This window comes from Bradyrhizobium quebecense (genome assembly GCF_013373795.3).
GTDB lineage: Bacteria > Pseudomonadota > Alphaproteobacteria > Rhizobiales > Xanthobacteraceae > Bradyrhizobium > Bradyrhizobium quebecense.
Genome location: NZ_CP088022.1, coordinates 7,696,348 through 7,713,791, shown reverse-complemented (window position 1 = coordinate 7,713,791; position 17,444 = coordinate 7,696,348). Strand labels below are relative to the sequence as shown.

Sequence of the window (17,444 nt, the reverse complement as noted above, 5' to 3'; positions counted from 1 at the left end):
GATGCCAACACGCGGTCATAAGGCGCTACAACCATAGATTCAATCGACACCGCAGGTTGCAGCTCGGTTTTAATGTATGGCCGATGGGCGAACCATCGCCATTCTGCTAAAAGCGTTGAACCTTTTGCTCCCGCCCCGGACACAAATCACAAGGGGAATTGTAGCCAGTGTACCGCCGCGCCGGCCTTTCGCGGACAATAACGCTTGCCGTCGCGCTGTTATGCACAGCGGTCTCGGCGAGTGCTTTTGCGCGCGAATTCCGCACCGCCGATACCCAGAATGAAGACTATCCGACGGTCCAGGCGCTGAATTACATGGACCGCCTGATCGCCGAACGCACCGGCGGCCGGCATCGCATCGTGGTCTTCCATTCCCGCCAGCTCGGCGAGGAAAAGGAGACGCTGGAGCAGACCCGGGCCGGCGCCATCGACCTGAACCGGACCAATGTCGCGCTGATCGGAACCATGGTGCCTTCCGTGAACGTGCTGGCGATGCCGTTCCTGTTTCGATCCCTTGAGCACCTGCAGCATGTGCTGGATGGACCGATCGGCAACGAGATCCTGAACAGCCTCGAAGCCCACGGCTTCGTCGGGCTGACCTTCTACGATTCCGGCGCCCGCTCGATCTACAACAGCGTCCGCCCGGTGCGTTCGCTCGACGACCTCAAGGGGCTGCGGCTGCGGGTGCAGCAATCCGCACAGATGTCGGACATGATCCGCGCGCTTGGCGCCGAGCCAATCCAGATGGCCTACGGCCAGGTGCTGACCGGGCTCGCCAACCGGCTGATCGATGGCGCGGAGAACAACTGGCCGTCCTTCGTCACCACCGGCCACTACAAATACGCCGGCTACTATACCCTGACGCAGCACACCGTGAGCCCCGAAGTGCTGGTGATGTCGCGCAAGGCCTGGGCCAGCCTCACGCCGGATGAGCAGATCATCTTCCGCGAAGCCGCGCAGCGCTCCAGCATCTACATGCGCGAGAAGTGGCGGGAGCTCGAGGAGCGCTCGCGCAGGCAGGCGGAGCAGACCGGCGTCAAGGTCGTGACCGATTTCGACCGCAAGCCGTTCGAGGCGGCGATGGCCGGCATCTATGCCAAGGCGGAGCGCGATCCGGCGACAGCAGCGCTGATCGAACGCATCCGCAACATGGAGTGACCGGATCTTGGACGCGCCCAAACAGGACGGGACGATGCGACCGCGGGCGGCCTTTGGACCGCAGGGCCGCTTCCGCATCGTCCAGTTGCTGCGTGCGGTGCCGATCCGCTGGCGCATTCTTTCGATCGCGCTGCTCAATTCCGCCGTCGTGATCGTGCTCGCGGTGCTGATCTGGAACGGCTCGAAGGTGCTCGGCTCGGCCTGGGACGATGTCCGCCAGGTCCGGGAATCCGACAAGATCCTGGCCAAGCTCGAGAGCGAGACCAGCCGTCTGCAGAACCTGATCCATCGCTACATCAACCAGCCGAGCCCGGACCTGTTCGCGGAAATCCTGCTGCTGCGCGAGGCCGTGCTCGGCACGCTGACCAACCGAGCCTCGACCGACCCGATGCTGTCGGGCTCGGTCGAGCAGCTGGAGCGCGTCACCAGCCGCTTCCTCGACGGCTTCGGTGAATTGCGCACCGTGCAGACCAAGATCTCCAAGACCTATGACGAAGAGGTGCTGACCCCGACCAAGGACATGGCCGGGCTCTATTCGATCATCGAGGGCGCCACCGGCCATCGCGACGCGCTGATCTGGCCCGCGCTCGGCAAGTCGCGCGAAGCCTTCACCTCGCTCTTGGTCGCCGCCAACGCCTACTACCTCTCGCTTGCGTCCTCGTCGGCCGAGGAAGCCCGCCGCAACATCGATACGATCGAGAAGACGATTCCCGTCATGACCGATCTGGCCGAGAACGATCTGCAGCGCATGGCGCTGGCGCGGCTCAAGGTCAAGACCGCCGAGCTGCGCGACGGTCTCGGCAAGCTCAGCGAACAGCTCACCAACCGCACCGATCTGTTGCGCAACTCGATCGACGCCAGCCAGGCCGACGCGATCGGCGCGATCGACGAGCTCTCGGTGAAGATGCGCCAGCGCGAGCAGAAGGCGCAGGAGACGTTCGACAAGACGCTGACGTCGATCTCGCGCCGGGTGCTGTCGATCGCCGTGATCTTCCTCGGCGTCATCATGTCGGCCGGCGTCATGATCGCATTGTCGATCCGGCTGCCGCTGGCACAGATCATGGCCGCGATGCGCACCATCACCTCGGGCGACCTCGACCGGCCGGTGCAGGGCACATCGGCCAAGGACGAGGTCGGCGCCATGGCGCGTGCGGTCGAGGTATTCCGCGAAAACGCGATCGCCAAGCGCAAGACCGAGGACGAGCTGCGCACCGCCAAGGAGAAGGCCGAGAGCGCGCTGCTCGAGCTCAACGCCGCCCAGCAGAACCTGATCGATGCTGAGCGCCTCGCCGCGCTCGGCGGGCTCGTTGCGGGCGTCGCCCATGAGGTCAACAATCCGATCGGCATCAGCCTGACGGTCGCCTCGAGCTTTGCCCGCCGCAGCGAGATGTTCGAGAACGACCTGAAGACCGAGCCGCTGCGCCGCTCCAGGCTCGACGAATTCGTGCGTGCCTCGCGTGACGCATCGCAGCAACTAGTCTCGAATCTGCAGCGCGCCGGCGAACTGATCCAGTCGTTCAAGCAGGTCGCCGTCGATCGCTCGCACGCCGAACGCCGCCAGTTTGCCTTGAGCGAATCGACCGACCAGATCGTCGCGAGCCTGCGGCCGGTGCTGAAGAAGGCCGCGATCGCGCTGTCCGTCGACGTGCCCGATGGGCTCCTGATCGACGGCTATCCCGGCGCCTATGGCCAGATCTTAACCAATCTTTTCCTCAACGCCGTCAATCATGCCTTCGCCAACGGCCGCTCCGGCAACATCACGATCTCGGCGCGCGGTCGCGGCACCGATGATGTCGAGATCATCTTCGCGGACGACGGGGCTGGCATGACGCCGGACGTGCAGCGACAGGCGTTTGACCCGTTCTTCACGACCCGACGCAACGAAGGTGGTACGGGCCTCGGCCTCCATATCGTCTATAACCTCGTCACCCAGCAGCTCGGCGGACGCATGATGCTGGAGTCAAGGGTAGGACAAGGCACCACTTTTCGCATTATCATGCCCAGGATCGCCAAGGGGGCTGCCATGGGCGAGCCCACGATCACTGACGCAGCAGCCGACGGAACCAGTCAATGGCCGAACAGGACGATGTCCTCCAACTGATCGACGACACCGAGAGCCCCCCGGAGGACTCGCCGGTACGGAAATGGAAGATCGCCGTGATCGACGACGATCACGCCGTCCATGAAGGCACCCGATTTGCGCTCAGCGATTACAACCTGAACGGCGCGACGCTGGAGATCCTGTCGGCCTACTCCGCGGCCGAAGGCCGCACGCTGATGCGGGACAACCCCGACATCGCAGCCGTGCTGCTCGACGTCATCATGGAGACCGACGTCGCCGGCCTCGAGCTCGTCGAATACATCCGCAACGAGATCAAGAACGAGACCGTCCGCATCATCCTGCGCACCGGCCAGCCCGGCCAGGCGCCGGAGCGGCGTGTGATCGTGCAATACGACATCAACGACTACAAGGCGAAGACCGAACTCACCGCCGACAAGCTGTTCACCTCGCTGACTGCCGCGCTGCGCAGCTACCAGCAGCTCGAGCGCATGGTGCAGACAAGGCGCGGCCTCGAGATCATCATCGACGCGGCCTCGACGCTGTACGACTTCAAGTCGATGCAGCGGCTGGCCGAGGGCGTGCTGACGCAACTCGCCTCGCTGCTCAATGTCGACTGCGCCGGCATTCTGGTGCTGCGCGACGACGGCAACGCCGCTGCCGCCGATTTCTCTGTGCTGGCATGCTCGGGCTGCTACAGCCGCTTCATCGGCACGACGTCCTCGAAGGCGCTCGATCCCGACCTGCGGCACATGGTGGAGGAAGCGTTCCAGCGCCGCAAGAACGAGTTCGCCGACCACCGCAGCGTGCTCTATTCACGCACCGGCAGCGGCCGCGAGGTTGTGGTGCTGCTACAGGCCGAGCGCCAGCTCTCCGACACCGACCGCGCGCTGGTCGAGATCTTCTCGAGCCGGCTGTCGATCGCGTTCGACAACGTGATCCTCTACCAGCAGCTTCAAGAGGCCAACACCCAGCTCGAGGACCGCGTCGCGCAGCGCACCCGCGCGCTGATGCAGGCCAACCGGCGGCTGTCGGCACAATGGCTGCGGCTGCAGCGCGCCAACGGCTTCAAGAACGAAATCCTCGGCACCGTCGCCCACGATCTGAAGAATCCGCTCGGCGTGATCCTCGGCCGCACCGAGATGCTGACCGAATTGATCGGTGCCGGCTCGCCGAAGGAGAACGTCACCGCCCAGGTCGAGCACATCAGGGACGCCACCAAGCGGCTGACCTCGATGGTCGACCATTTGATCTCGGATGCGATGGCCGACGCCTTCGACATCACCATCCGACGCGAGGCGGTCGACGTCGCGGCCCTCGTCAACGAGGTCACCGAGGCCAACCTGCCCTCGGCCGTCAACAAGCAGCAGAGCATCTCGGTCTCGGGGCCGCAGCACTTCGTCACGATGTGCGATGGCGACCGGATCCGCGAAGCGATCGACAATTTGGTCAGCAACGCCATCAAGTACTCGCCGATCGGCGGCAAGATCACGGTCGCGGTCAGCCACGAGGGTGACGACACGGTGATCCGGATCGCCGACCAGGGCCCCGGCCTCAGCCCCGAGGACCTCGGCCGGCTGTTCGGCCGGTTCCAGCGGCTATCGGCCAAGCCGACCGCGGGCGAAAGCTCGACCGGCCTCGGCCTTTCCATCGTCAAGCGCATCATCGACATGCATGGCGGCCATGTGACCGCACAGAGCCCGGGCCCCGGACAGGGGTCGACCTTTACGGTTACACTGCCGGCGACAGAGACATCATGAACCAGAACCCGCATATCTTCATCGTCGACGATGAGGCGCCGGCCCGCGAGATGGTCGGCGATTACCTCAAGATGCACGGCTTCGGCGTGACGCTGTGCGATGGCGGCAAGAGCCTGCGCAAGGAGATCGAGAGCAGCACGCCCGATCTCGTGGTGCTGGACCTCAACATGCCCGAGGAGGATGGTCTGTCGATCATTCGCGACCTCAAGAGCAAGATCAACGTCCCCGTCATCATGCTGACAGCTACTGCCAGCCCGATCGATCGGGTCGTCGGGCTCGAGCTCGGCGCCGACGATTACGTGGCCAAGCCCTGCGAACTGCGCGAGCTGATGGCGCGCATCCGCTCGGTGCTGCGGCGGAGCGGGCCCGCGAAATCAGCTGCGCCGGAATCGGCGAGCACCAAGGCCGAAAAGGAGCAGCTGGTGCGATTCGGCACCAAATGGCTCGATCTCGAGGCCCAGGCGCTGCGCGACGACGAGGGCAATGAGCACCCGCTGACGGCCTCCGAATTCGGCCTGCTGAAGGTGTTCGCGGCCAATCCGAAGCGCGTGCTGTCGCGCGAGCGGCTGCTGGAACTCGCCAATGCGCGCGACGCGGAAGCCTTCGATCGCGCGGTCGACCTGCGCATCATGCGCATCCGCCGCAAGATCGAATTCGACCCGACCAAGCCGTCGGTGATCCGGACCATCCGCGGCGGCGGCTATCTGTTCTCGCCGACCGGGGACAAGGCGTAGCTCTCCTGATGTCGTCCCGGCCTAGTGCGCAATTGCGCACCGGGGCCGGGACGACGATTTGGTTGTGTGGCACCAGCCAATTCTATGACACTAAGGCTGTCAATCCGCGCAAAAATCCCTAAGTTTCGGCCATGCCGAAAACAGCCTCCAAAGACCCCGCCAAACCAGCCCCGAAGACCGCAACCATGCCCGTCGCCGCCAAGCCCGTGACAACCAAGGCCGCGGCGAAGGGCGACCACGTCTTCCTGGTCGATGGTTCGGGCTACATCTTCCGCGCCTATCATGCGCTGCCGCCGCTGAACCGCAAGTCCGACGGGCTGCAGGTCAATGCCGTGCTCGGCTTCTGCAACATGCTGTGGAAGCTGTTGCGCGACATGCCGGAGGACAACCGGCCGACCCATCTGGCGATCGTGTTCGACAAGTCGGAGGTCACGTTCCGCAACAAGCTCTATCCCGACTACAAGGCGCACCGGCCGCCGGCGCCCGACGATCTGGTCCCGCAATTCGCCCTGATCCGCGAGGCGGTGCGCGCCTTCGAGCTGCCCTGCCTCGAGCAGGCCGGCTTCGAGGCCGACGATCTGATCGCGACCTATGCGCGGCTCGCCACCGAGCGCGGCGCGACCACGACGATCGTGTCATCGGACAAGGATCTGATGCAGCTCGTCAACGACAAGGTCGTGATGTACGACACGATGAAGGATCGCCGCATCGGCCGCGACGAGGTGATCGAGAAATTCGGCGTGCCGCCCGAAAAGGTGGTCGAGGTGCAGGCGCTGGCCGGCGATTCCACCGACAACGTGCCCGGCGTCCCCGGCATCGGCATCAAGACCGCCGCACAACTGATCATCGAATATGGCGATCTCGATCAGCTGCTATTCCGCGCCGGCGAGATCAAGCAGCCGAAGCGGCGCGAGGCGCTGCTCGAGAACGCCGAGAAGGCGCGCATCTCGCGCCAGCTCGTGCTGCTCGACGACAAGGTCGATCTCGAGGTGCCGCTCGACGACCTCGCGGTGCACGAGCCCGACTCGCGCCGGCTGATCGCCTTCCTCAAGGCGATGGAGTTCTCCACCCTCACCCGCCGCGTCGCCGACTATGCGCAGATCGACCCCGCCGATGTCGATGCCGATCCCGGCAACAAGAGCGGCGCCAGCGTGTTCTCGCCGCTGCCGCCGTCGGATGTGACGCCGGCGCCGGGAGACGCTCCGACATCAGCCGCAGCACGACCTGCGAGGGCCAAGCCGACTGGCGCGCGCGACGACAAGAACTCCAGCCTGAAGGGCACGCCGGCAACGCTGGCCGAGGCCCGCGGCGAAGCGATCCGCAAGACCGGCTTCGATCGCAAGGCCTACCAGGCGATCGGCAGTCTCGATCAGCTCAACGCCTTTGTCGCGCGCGCGCACGACACCGGCTACATCGCGATCGAGGCGATGTCGGAATCGATCGACCCGATGCAGGCCGAACTGTCCGGACTGGCGCTGGCGGTGGCGCCGAACGATGCCTGCTACGTCCCGCTCAGCCACCGGCAGGCTGGTGGCGGCGCCGGGCTGTTCGATGCCGGCCTCGCGCCCGGCCAGATCAAGACCGCCGATGCACTGAAGGCCTTGAGGCCGCTGCTGGAGTCCGCCGGCATCCAGAAGGTCGGCTTCAACGTCAAGTTCACTTCGGTGACCCTGGCGCAGCACAGCGTCACGCTGCGCAACATCGATGACGCGCAGCTGATGTCATACGCGCTGGATGCCGGCCGCGGCTCGCATGCGCTGGAGGCGCTCGCCGAGCGCTGGTTCGGGCATGCGGTCGTCAGCTATGGCGGCCTCGTCGGCAGCGGCAAGGGCAAGCTGACCTTCGATCAGGTCACGATCGACAAGGCGACCGAATATGCGGCCGAGAGCGCCGACCTGATCCTGCGGCTGTGGCGGGTGCTGAAGCCCCGCCTCGTCGCCGAGCGGATGACGACGGTCTACGAGACGCTGGAGCGGCCGCTGGTGTCGGTGCTGGCGCGGATGGAGCGCCGCGGCATCTCGATCGACCGCCAGGTGCTGTCGCGGCTGTCGGGCGATTTCGCCCAGACCGCGGCGCGCGTCGAGGCCGAGATCCAGGAGATCGCCGGCGAGCCGGTCAATGTCGGCAGCCCGAAGCAGATCGGCGACATCATCTTCGGCAAGATGGGATTGCCCGGCGGCACCAAAACCAAGACCGGCGCCTGGTCGACCACCGCGCAGGTGCTCGATGAGCTCGCCGAACAGGGCCACGAATTCCCGAGGAAGATTCTGGAGTGGCGCCAGGTCTCGAAGCTGAAATCGACCTACACCGACGCGCTGCCGACCTACGTCAACCCGCAGACCCATCGCGTCCACACGACCTACGCGCTGGCCGCGACCACGACGGGACGGTTGTCGTCGAACGAGCCGAATTTGCAGAACATCCCGGTGCGGACCGAGGACGGCCGCAAGATTCGCCGCGCCTTTATTGCGACGCCCGGGCACAAGCTGGTGTCGGCCGATTACTCCCAGATCGAGCTGCGGCTGCTCGCGGAGATCGCCGATGTGCCGGTGCTGCGCCAGGCGTTCCGCGACGGGCTCGACATTCACGCCATGACGGCTTCCGAAATGTTCGGCGTGCCGATCAAGGACATGCCGAGCGAGGTGCGCCGCCGCGCCAAGGCGATCAATTTCGGCATCATCTACGGCATCTCGGCGTTCGGCCTCGCCAACCAGCTCGGCATCGCGCGCGAGGAAGCCTCCGCCTACATCAAGAAGTATTTCGAGCGCTTCCCCGGCATCCGCGCCTACATGGACGAGACCAAGGACTTCTGCCGCCGCAACGGCTATGTGACGACGCTGTTCGGCCGCAAGTGCTACTACCCCGACATCAAGGCGTCCAACGCCTCGGTGCGCGCCTTCAACGAACGCGCCGCGATCAACGCGCGCCTGCAGGGCACCGCGGCCGACATCATCCGCCGCGCCATGATCCGGGTCGAGGACGCACTCGCCGAGAAGAAGCTCTCGGCGCAGATGCTGCTGCAGGTGCACGACGAACTGATCTTCGAGGTGCCCGACAACGAGGTCGCGGCAACGCTGCCGGTGGTGCAGAAGGTGATGCAGGACGCGCCGTTCCCGGCCGTGATCCTGTCGCTGCCGCTGCAAGTCGATGCCCGCGCCGCGAACAACTGGGACGAGGCGCATTAGCTTTCTTCGCCTCTCCCGCTTGCGGGGGAGGCCGACGCGCTCAAAGAGCGCGGCGGGTGGGGGCTCTCTCCGCTCAAAGATTCTGCGCGGAGACACCCCCACCCCGCCCTCCCCCGCACGCGGGAGAGGGAGCCCTCGCATCTCGCTTGCCGAACCGCATTGCTCCGAGAGCAATTCCAACATGGCCGCGCGGCGGATGACACGCTAGACAGTGTGTGTATCCCCTTGCGAGACCCATCATGCCCCACACATCCGCGTTGCTCGGCTTTGCGCTCATCTGCCTCGGCATGGTGCTGACGCCTGGGCCGAACATGATGTATCTGATCTCGCGCTCGATCACGCAGGGGCCGGCGGCCGGCATCGTCTCGCTCGGCGGCGTCGCGCTCGGCTTCGTGTTCTACATGCTGTGTGCGGCGTTCGGCATCACCGCGCTGCTGTTTGCAATTCCCTACGCCTATGACGCGCTGCGTTTCGCCGGCGCCGCCTATCTGCTCTGGCTGGCGTGGCAGGCGCTGAAGCCCGGCGGCCGCTCGCCGTTCCAGGTCAAGGCGCTGAAGGTCGACGGCCCGCGCAAACTGTTCGCGATGGGCTTCATCACCAACCTGCTCAACCCGAAGATCGCGATGCTCTATTTGGCGCTGCTGCCGCAGTTCATCGATCCCGCCGGCGGCAGCGTGCTGACCCAGTCGCTCGCGCTCGGCTCGATCCAGATCGTGATCAGCGTCAGCGTCAATGCGCTGATCGCGCTAGCCGCCGGCTCGATCGCGGTGTTCCTCGGCACCCGCCCGACCTGGCTCCTGGTGCAGCGCTGGCTGATGGGCACGGTGCTCGCGGGACTTGCGATGAAGATGGCGCTCGAGGCGCGGCGGGCGTGACTTGCTCTCTTACCTCGCCCCGCTTGCGGGGAGAGGTCGGATCGCATCGTCAGATGCGATCCGGGTGAGGGGGAGCCACCGCGAATACAACTTCCAACTTCTTTGCCGAGAGAGCCCCTCACCCCGACCCTCTCCCCGCAAGAGCGGGGCGAGGGAGAAGATCAATCCAGCTTCGCCTCCATGCCCCGCTTCGTCGCCGGGCGGGCCATCAGCGCATCGTACCAGCGCTTGACGTTGGGGAAGTCGGCCAGGTCGACCTTGTGGCGCGGATGGCGCCAGGCCCAGCCGAGGATGGCGAAATCGGCCACCGACAGATCGCCGGCGACGAATTCACGGCCATCCAGCCGGCGATCCAGCACGCCGTAGAGCCGCCGCGTCTCCGCCATGTAGCGCTTGAGGCCATAGGCGCGGTCCTGCTCGTTCTCCAGCGCGATGAAATGGTGCACCTGGCCCGGCATCGGGCCGAAACCGCCCATCTGCCACATCAGCCACTCATAGACCGGGATCCGCTCCGCCAGCGGCTTCGGCAGGAACTTGCCGGTCTTCTCGCCGAGATAGAGCAGGATCGCGCCGGACTCGAAGATGCTGACCGGCTTGCCGCCGGGACCATCCGGATCGACGATCGCCGGGATCTTGTTGTTCGGGCTGATCGCGAGGAACGCGGGCGCCATCTGCTCGCCCTTGCCGATATTCACCGGGATCACCTTGTAGGGCAGCCCCATTTCCTCCAGCGCCACCGAGATCTTGCGGCCATTGGGCGTGTTCCAGGTGTGCAGCTCGATGGTCATTTCCGCTTCCCTCGCAAGTGTTTGGCGCTTGCTTTAGGGGGAAGCCGGGGGCCGCACAACCCGCGCTTTCCGCACACGGCTGCGCTGAAATGGCGGCGCGGGCACTGTTGACGGCGGGATTTACCCGCTGGAATGTGCGAGAGACCGCCGATAGATTGCCGGCCGCCTCAGAAGCCCCAAAAAACCCCCAAGGGAAAAGCCTTTGTCCAAATCAGCCTCCCGTGCCCGCCTCGCCGAGATCATCCGCAAGCGCTCGTTCGGCCGCGGCGAGATCACCTTGGCGTCGGGCCGCAAGAGCGATTTCTATTTCAACCTGAAGCCGACGATGCTCGATCCCGAAGGCGCAGCGCTGCTCGCCGAGCTCACTTATGATGCGCTGAAGGACGACCGGCTCGATTTCGTCGGCGGGCTCGAGATGGGCGCGGTGCCGCTCGCCGGCGCGATTGCACAGCTGTCATGGCTGAAGGGTCATCCGATCGCCGCTTTCTTCGTGCGGAAGAAGCCGAAGGAGCACGGCGCGCGGCTCGCCGTCGAAGGGCTCGCCAAGGGCGAGAGCCTGGCGGGCAAGCGCATCGTGATCGTCGAGGACGTCACCACGACCGGCGGCTCCGCGCTGAAGGCGGTGGAAGCCGTGCGTGAGGCCGGTGGCGAGATCGCACTGGTGTTCACCATGGTCGACCGCGAGGAAGGCGCTACCGAGACGTTCGCCGAAGCCGGGCTGCCGTTCCGCGCGCTGTACAAGGCCGGCGAGTTCTTGAAGGACTGAGGTCTTTTCTTCCCCCTCGCCCCGCTCTCTTGTCCGCCGAAGCCCGCCTTCGTGCGAAGGCGGATGCGGGGAGAGGGTCGGGGTGAGGGGCTGCTTCCATGAGCCGTGAACGCGGTGAGACCTGTACCCCCTCACCCGGATCGCATTTCGCTAATACTTCATGCGACATAGCCGAAGCCTTGCTTCGGCGTTCTTGAGGACGGCCGCCGGAGGCGGCCTATGCTCTCCCCGCAGGCGGGGCGAGGTGGAGAAGGTCCGCGCCATCTCGCCTTCCTGTGACGCCGTCACCCCTAATCAATCGCTCGTTTACCATCCCGCCTTAAGGTGAAGCCGCCGGGGCACCTTGTCGCCGCGGCGAGGCGCGTCGGGTGGAGTTGGCGTTGCGTACAGAGTTGAGTGATCGGCGCATGCGGCGCCGCGTGATGCTTGCCGCCGCTGCGTTTGCGGGTTCCGTCCTGGTCGTGCCCGCTCCCGTCTTGGCCGAAGGGCTGTTCGACTTCTTCTTCGGCGGTTCCCAGAGGCAGCAGGGCCGGCAGGCCCCGCCGCAAGCCAATTTCTTCGCCGATCCGTTCGGTCTCAACCAGCAGCCGGAACGGCAGACGTCCGCGCCGGTCTCGGCGCCGCGCGTGGCCGGTTCCGGGCCGGCCTATTGCGTGCGCAGCTGCGACGGCAAGTATTTTCCGCTGACGATGCGCGGCAACGCGACGCCGGCGCAGCTCTGCCAGGCGTTCTGTCCCGCGAGCGCGACCAAGGTCTATTACGGCGGCCATATCGACAGCTCCGCCTCGGCTACGGGTGAGCGCTACGCCGACAGTGAGAATGCCTTCGCCTATCGCAAGGCGCTGCGCGCCGACTGCACCTGCAACGGCCGCGACCCGGCCGGGCTCGCGCCCGTCGACCTCGCGCTCGATGCCTCGCTGCGTGCCGGCGACGTGATCGCGACCACCGACGGCCTCGTCGCTTACACCGGCGTCCGCGTCGGCAACGAGCAGTCCTTCGACTTCACGCCGATCGCCTCCTATCCCGGGTTGACCGCGGCGGTTCGCGCGCGGCTCGGCGAAATGAAGGTCGCTCCCGTCAGCGCCGAGATCGCCGGCGACGCCGCCGCTGCCGGAAACCAGCCGCGATGTCGCGCCATCGGCACCATCGCCCGGGGCGCCGAAGGGTAACGCCGCAAAGCCCGGCAAGCGGGCCGAGGCGAACTGACGGCTTGCGTTCGTCATTGCGAGGAGCTCGCGACAAAATTGCGAAGCAATCCACACTTGGGTTGCGGGACGCTGGATTGCTTCGCTGACGCTCGCAATGACGGAGGGATAGCTACCGCGCCACGATCACGCCGATCACATTCGGCGCGGCCATGTACTTCTCCTCGATCGCGGCCCGCGCGGCGGCGCGGTTCTCCGGATTGAGGAGGCCGCGCTTCTCGGCAAGGATCATCCAGCAATAGCCCCACCAGTCCGTCAGCATGCCGTGATCGTCGACGAGGTCGTAGCCCTGCTCGCCGGCGAATATGCGCGCATGCGCTTCATCGAGCGTATCGAGCCAGGCGTGATCCTCGTCCGAGAACAGCTCGTCGCTGAAATCATCCGTGGTGTAGCCCCAGATCGACATGCAGACCGCGTTGAACTCGCGGTCGAGCTGGTCATCGTCGATCGGCTGGCGCCGCGAGGCCTGGTGCAGCCGCGACAGCGACCGCGCGAAATCGGCAATCCGGGTCAGAGCGAATTGGTCAAAGGCGATGGTGGACATGTAGACCTCAGAACTTGATATCTCGGGATAACTCAGGATGACGCCGCACCACTAATCGCCTGATTTTGCTGTATTTTTATTCGTAGGGATTTGTTAGGATATCTCCAGATAGCTTGCCCGACGTAGGGAATTGCGTAGGGAAAAACGTATGGAGCACCCGATCTATCAGACCACCCACATGCGAACAAAGGGTAAACATTCTGAGTGCGTCGGGCGCGATTTGCAAGCGAGGATTTTCAATGCGTGACCATTTGCTCCCGACCGATAAGACAGGCGACAACGTGCATCCCTCACTGATGCGCGAGCCCGGCCGTCACTGCGACGGGGGCGGGCTCTATCTGGAGGTCGCCGCCCCGGGGCAGGCGTCTTGGATGTACCGCTACAAGGCCGGTTGGCGAAGCATTGGTTCCGCCAATGGCTACAGTATCCGGGAAGCCCGGGAGACGGCCGCCAAGCTGTGGCAGGCCGCCCGGCGCGGCGAAGACCCCTTCGCCCTCCTCGCTACTCTCCGGGCCCCCAAGTTCGCAGAGAAACCAAAAGGCAAGCTCTTCTCCGATGCGCTGGCCGAATACCTCGCCGCGAAGTCACCGCACTGGGCCGCCTCCAACCGGGCCCGGGAGCTTCGCCGCTACGAGTTCCTGTTCGACCAGATACCGGACTTCACGGCGCTGCGGCTGCCCGAGATAGATCAGGACGCCAAAAACAAGGCATTGGCGACATGGGACGGGCAAACCAAGGCGCGCCGGGATGTCGGCTTCTATATCGAGGCCGTCATCCGGTACGCCGAGACTGGCAAGCTCCGTGTGGTCAAGGTCGCCGATGAGCAAGAGCATCATGAGGCGATGCCGTGGCGCGACGTACCGGCCTTCTACGGTCGCATTGCTAAGCTCAACAGCGATGACGCTCACGCGCTGCGTTTCACCATCCTGACCGGCGCACGCACCGACGAAGTGATCGGCGCAGAATACAAGGGCAAGGAGACCAAGGCCCCGGCAACATGGCGAGAGATCAAAGAGGTTGATGGCGTGGTGACATGGGTTGTCCCGAAAGACCGGATGAAGGGCAAGCGCACACATCACGTGCCGCTCTCGCCGGCCGCCGTGTCGTTACTCGGCAAGCGCCGAGCCGACGATGTGCCACTGTTCAGCGTGAGCAGCCAGAACGCCATGCTCGACACCTTGAAGACCAACGACGGGAACGGTTTCACCGTGCACGGCTTCCGCTCATCCTTCTCCGATTGGGTCATTGACGCGACTAGCTACGGGGCCGATCTCGCCGACATGTGCATTGCGCATCTAACACGCGGCAAGGTCCGGGCGGCTTACCAACGGTCGCCACAACTGGAGAAGCGGCGCGAGATCATGGCCGCATGGTCGGACTTCGTGTGCGGCGGCCAAATATAGCGACTTCTGCATGAGCGCGGGCGTCTTCGAGACCACTCCGCATTGATCACAAAGTCTAATGCTCGCGATCCACCTCTCCCGAAAAGGTTGTGTCGCAACTAGAATGGGAGCCGACACACTGTCGGACAACATTGGGACTTTGTATAAGCACCCTTTTGAGGTTGCCTTCAAATACCCGGCAAAGCATTTGACAAGGACGCGCCGCATGAAAGTGCAGCTTAAGAAGCTCGAAGGCAGTTGGGACGGTGGATACGCGCTCAACAAACACACACTTTCGAGCGAGTTCATTGGGTATAACGAATACGGGCGTCCAATGTTTGACACGAAACGCTCAGAGCCCGGGGAGGCCTTGTTTCAATTGAAGTATCGCAACGATTGGTCTCAGGTCGCGCCGCTCGCCGCGCAGATCAAGGCGTCGCTGCTACCGATGTTCGGAACGGTCGGCCTCATAGTCCCTATGCCCGCATCAACGACGCGCGATCGGCAGCCCGTTAATGAAATCGCCAAAGAGCTTAGCAGAATTGCGGGCATGCCCGTATTCGACAACATCATTGTCAAAGCGCCAGCGCCGGAAGGTAGCCCGCAACTCAAGAATTTGAACACTCGTCAGGAGAAAGATGAAGCTCTAAACGGTCGCTTCAGCATTAATCCCGCCATCGCAAATGAAGGTTGTTGGAACGCCCTTCTGCTCGACGACTTGTTCGATACCGGCGCGACTATGGACGCAGTGGCTAAAACGTTGAAGACATACAAGAAGATTGGCAACGTGTATGCCGCTTCGGTAACTTGGAAATAGAGTATGACAACGGTCTTCATCGCTGGATCAATATCGATCAATCGCTTGCACAAAAAGGTGCAAGAGAGGATCGGTAGGATCGTATCTTCAGACCTCGACGTTGTGGTCGGAGACGCCGATGGGGCCGACACTTCGATACAAAAATGTCTGCATGCCTATCAAGCGGAGAAGGTCACCGTGTACTGCACCGGAGAATTGCCCCGAAACAACGTGGCCAACTGGCCAGTTCAAAACGTCACTTCGAAAGCAAAGCCCGGTAGTCGAGCCTATTTCACCGCTAAAGATTTGGAGATGGCTCGGACGAGCGACTACGGCTTGATGATCTGGGACTGCAAAAGCACGGGAACACTCAGCAACGTAATTGAACTTCTACGAGAGAGAAAGAAGTCGGTCGTTTTCGTAAATAAGAGTAGCGACTTCATCAACGTGTCAGACAAAGCTGGACTTCATCTCCTGCTCACGTTCATGTCGGCCCACGCCCGCGCGAAGGCCGAAGAGAAGATCAACCTCTCTTCGGTTATCGCAAGCATTTCGCAAGAGCAACTTTCTCTTGATGTCGCGGGCAACGCCCCTTCCTCGTCAAGCGAAAAGGCCAAACAACCGGGCAACGCGACTGGCCGCCTGCCGATGTCGCATCACGCCGTCCCCAAACTGTGGACCGAAGATTTAGCCGAAGCGCGACGGCTTGCCGCTGGTTTGAGCGCGAGCCTGCGGGACAAAATCGAAATTGCGGCGCTCGGCGTTCGGTCCAAGGCACCATTCCAACTTCTCACAGTTCGTGAAGCCCTAATTTGGCGCACCGAAGAGTTGGCGCGCGGTGCCTGCGATGCTCTTGAAAGGCAAGACTTCACGGTCGCAGCTTTACTCGTTCGCAGTATCGCCGAAAGCGCCGCGATGACGTGGTACTTGCTCGAAATTCTGGATAACCGGAAGGGCTACACGCCAGCCGCCCTCAATGACGCTCTCATGCGGATGTTCGCAGGTTCGAAAAATAGCTGGGCGGACGGGCCGGAGGCGATCAACGTCCTGACCTTTGTAAAGCGTTTGGACAAGAAGATACCGGGCTTTGAAGACGCCTATAACTCGTTGAGCGAGGCCGCGCATCCTAATTGGCTCGGCGTGTCGGGCCTATATTCGAGGATCGATCGTGAAAACTTCATTGTGCACTATGGTCGAGGCTTTCATACGGAGCGCAGCGGCAATCAATTGGTGAACGCGCTGATTGGGGGCCTGCTCACATTCAAAGATGGTTACAATAAGATCGCCGATGCGATGCCGGCGTTTCTAGCCGAGCTTGAAAAGCTGTGATGCCTTCTCTCGCCTCCATGCGAGTGCTTATCAGACTGCACTTTGGGGCCGCCACCGCTGCAAACAAACAAAAGCCGCCGCTACCGGGTTAAGAACGGCGCAACGGCGTCAGGCGGATACGCTGCCCCGCGGGAGTGCCGCCGAGACCGGTGAACAAACGGTATAGAGACAGCCTACACGAGCCACCGGCCTCTTGAGACTTAGGGGAAAGTTCGGCTAGGCTCGCTGCGCAATTGATCTCGTCTCTAACTGAGTGACCTAAATTCCTTCTGGGATAAAAGGACAGAACTTGACGCAAGCGGAGGTTTGGGACCTCTTACTGAAAGCGGCAGGCCTGTTCGGCGGCATTGGTGCTTTGACTGTTGCTGCGGCGGCGTTCGTTTCTAAATTGGTCGCAGACCGCTCTATCGAAAGCCATAAGGCCGAGCTTGGGCGAGAAACCGAAAAACTCAAAGGCGAGCTGGCCAAAAAGACGGAAACGCACAAACTCAACTTGAAGAAGCGTGAGATTTTGTTTCAGAAAGAGATCGAGGCCGCTTCTGCGTTTATTGCCCTACATCGAACTATCGAACCAGAACTCAACCCCCGCGTTTTATGGGAGGAAGCAATGGTTGCTGCTGCGCTGGACCTTGCCGGCATCGAACAAAAGCTACGCGACTACGTGGCTATGTTTGGAGCGGCACTAAGCTCAGAAAATCGACGCGAGATTGATGTTTGCATGATTTTGGCCGCGCGCCATAAATTCGCTGATCAGAAAGATGCGCAGGCAATCGATAAAGCTGCCGTAGTCGCTCACGATGTGCTCACTTCTCTAGGAGAGATCGAGCGGCGGTTCTTGGACGAGCTTCGAAGCTAGCGGTTTCG

General features: G+C 63.2%; 13 protein-coding genes and 1 pseudogene. 12 read left to right on the top strand and 2 right to left on the bottom strand.

What is annotated here, in order from left to right; genetic code table 11:
* Window positions 1-167: 167 nt before the first annotated feature.
* From HU230_RS36900 to HU230_RS36875, 6 genes are all read left to right on the top strand, one after another.
* Entirely contained in the window at window positions 168-1,157 is a 990-nt protein-coding gene (locus HU230_RS36900; protein ID WP_176533981.1) for a TRAP transporter substrate-binding protein, read from the top strand.
* Window positions 1,158-1,191: 34 nt separating this feature from the next.
* Window positions 1,192-3,258 (top strand): sensor histidine kinase, encoded by a 2,067-nt coding sequence (locus HU230_RS36895; RefSeq protein ID WP_176535248.1) that lies wholly within the window; start codon window positions 1,192-1,194, stop codon window positions 3,256-3,258.
* Window positions 3,228-4,976, top strand: a complete 1,749-nt coding sequence (locus tag HU230_RS36890) for an ATP-binding response regulator (RefSeq protein ID WP_176533982.1) — start codon at window positions 3,228-3,230, stop codon at window positions 4,974-4,976. Before HU230_RS36895 ends, HU230_RS36890 begins: the two co-directional genes overlap by 31 nt.
* Window positions 4,973-5,710, top strand: a complete 738-nt coding sequence (locus HU230_RS36885; RefSeq protein ID WP_176533983.1) for a response regulator — start codon at window positions 4,973-4,975, stop codon at window positions 5,708-5,710. Before HU230_RS36890 ends, HU230_RS36885 begins: the two co-directional genes overlap by 4 nt.
* Window positions 5,711-5,841: 131 nt before the next feature.
* On the top strand, window positions 5,842-8,895 hold the full coding sequence (gene polA, locus HU230_RS36880) for a DNA polymerase I (protein ID WP_176533984.1): 3,054 nt from the start codon (window positions 5,842-5,844) through the stop codon (window positions 8,893-8,895).
* A 239-nt stretch (window positions 8,896-9,134) separates the two neighbouring features.
* Window positions 9,135-9,770, top strand: coding sequence for a LysE family translocator (locus tag HU230_RS36875; RefSeq protein WP_176533985.1), 636 nt, complete (start codon window positions 9,135-9,137; stop codon window positions 9,768-9,770).
* 161 nt (window positions 9,771-9,931) lie between these two features.
* On the opposite strand, the gene HU230_RS36870 is transcribed toward HU230_RS36875, so the two are convergent.
* A complete protein-coding gene (locus HU230_RS36870; RefSeq protein ID WP_176533986.1) occupies window positions 9,932-10,558 on the bottom strand; it encodes a glutathione S-transferase family protein in 627 nt (208 codons plus the stop codon).
* A 202-nt stretch (window positions 10,559-10,760) separates the two neighbouring features.
* Here HU230_RS36870 and pyrE point away from each other — a divergent pair, with 202 nt between their 5' ends.
* Window positions 10,761-11,324, top strand: coding sequence for an orotate phosphoribosyltransferase (pyrE, locus tag HU230_RS36865; RefSeq protein WP_176533987.1), 564 nt, complete (start codon window positions 10,761-10,763; stop codon window positions 11,322-11,324).
* Window positions 11,325-11,731: 407 nt separating this feature from the next.
* Window positions 11,732-12,530, top strand: a pseudogene (locus tag HU230_RS36860) (DUF2865 domain-containing protein).
* A gap of 111 nt (window positions 12,531-12,641) precedes the next feature.
* On the opposite strand, the gene HU230_RS36855 reads toward HU230_RS36860, so the two are convergent.
* A complete protein-coding gene (locus tag HU230_RS36855) occupies window positions 12,642-13,073 on the bottom strand; it encodes a hypothetical protein (RefSeq protein WP_176533988.1) in 432 nt (143 codons plus the stop codon).
* A 239-nt stretch (window positions 13,074-13,312) separates the two neighbouring features.
* Here HU230_RS36855 and HU230_RS36850 point away from each other — a divergent pair, with 239 nt between their 5' ends.
* The 4 genes from HU230_RS36850 (at window position 13,313) to HU230_RS36835 (ending at window position 17,436) form a co-directional block, all read left to right on the top strand.
* Window positions 13,313-14,476, top strand: coding sequence for a tyrosine-type recombinase/integrase (locus tag HU230_RS36850; protein ID WP_176533989.1), 1,164 nt, complete (start codon window positions 13,313-13,315; stop codon window positions 14,474-14,476).
* Window positions 14,477-14,681: 205 nt separating this feature from the next.
* Window positions 14,682-15,272 (top strand): ComF family protein, encoded by a 591-nt coding sequence (locus tag HU230_RS36845; RefSeq protein WP_176533990.1) that lies wholly within the window; start codon window positions 14,682-14,684, stop codon window positions 15,270-15,272.
* Between the two features lie 3 nt (window positions 15,273-15,275).
* A complete protein-coding gene (locus HU230_RS36840; protein WP_224943973.1) occupies window positions 15,276-16,580 on the top strand; it encodes a hypothetical protein in 1,305 nt (434 codons plus the stop codon).
* 289 nt (window positions 16,581-16,869) lie between these two features.
* Complete coding sequence (locus HU230_RS36835) at window positions 16,870-17,436, top strand: hypothetical protein (RefSeq protein ID WP_176533991.1); 567 nt, start codon at window positions 16,870-16,872, stop codon at window positions 17,434-17,436.
* Window positions 17,437-17,444 lie beyond the last annotated feature (8 nt).

Coding starts and splice junctions, on each gene's coding strand:
- HU230_RS36890 (WP_176533982.1), top strand. CDS start 3,228: ATGGCCGAACAGGACGATGTCCTCCAACTGATCGACGACACCGAGAGC.
- HU230_RS36895 (WP_176535248.1), top strand. CDS start 1,192: ATGCGACCGCGGGCGGCCTTTGGACCGCAGGGCCGCTTCCGCATCGTC.
- polA (WP_176533984.1), top strand. CDS start 5,842: ATGCCGAAAACAGCCTCCAAAGACCCCGCCAAACCAGCCCCGAAGACC.
- HU230_RS36870 (WP_176533986.1), bottom strand. CDS start 10,558: ATGACCATCGAGCTGCACACCTGGAACACGCCCAATGGCCGCAAGATC.
- HU230_RS36845 (WP_176533990.1), top strand. CDS start 14,682: ATGAAAGTGCAGCTTAAGAAGCTCGAAGGCAGTTGGGACGGTGGATAC.
- HU230_RS36875 (WP_176533985.1), top strand. CDS start 9,135: ATGCCCCACACATCCGCGTTGCTCGGCTTTGCGCTCATCTGCCTCGGC.
- HU230_RS36840 (WP_224943973.1), top strand. CDS start 15,276: ATGACAACGGTCTTCATCGCTGGATCAATATCGATCAATCGCTTGCAC.
- HU230_RS36850 (WP_176533989.1), top strand. CDS start 13,313: ATGCGTGACCATTTGCTCCCGACCGATAAGACAGGCGACAACGTGCAT.
- HU230_RS36885 (WP_176533983.1), top strand. CDS start 4,973: ATGAACCAGAACCCGCATATCTTCATCGTCGACGATGAGGCGCCGGCC.
- HU230_RS36855 (WP_176533988.1), bottom strand. CDS start 13,073: ATGTCCACCATCGCCTTTGACCAATTCGCTCTGACCCGGATTGCCGAT.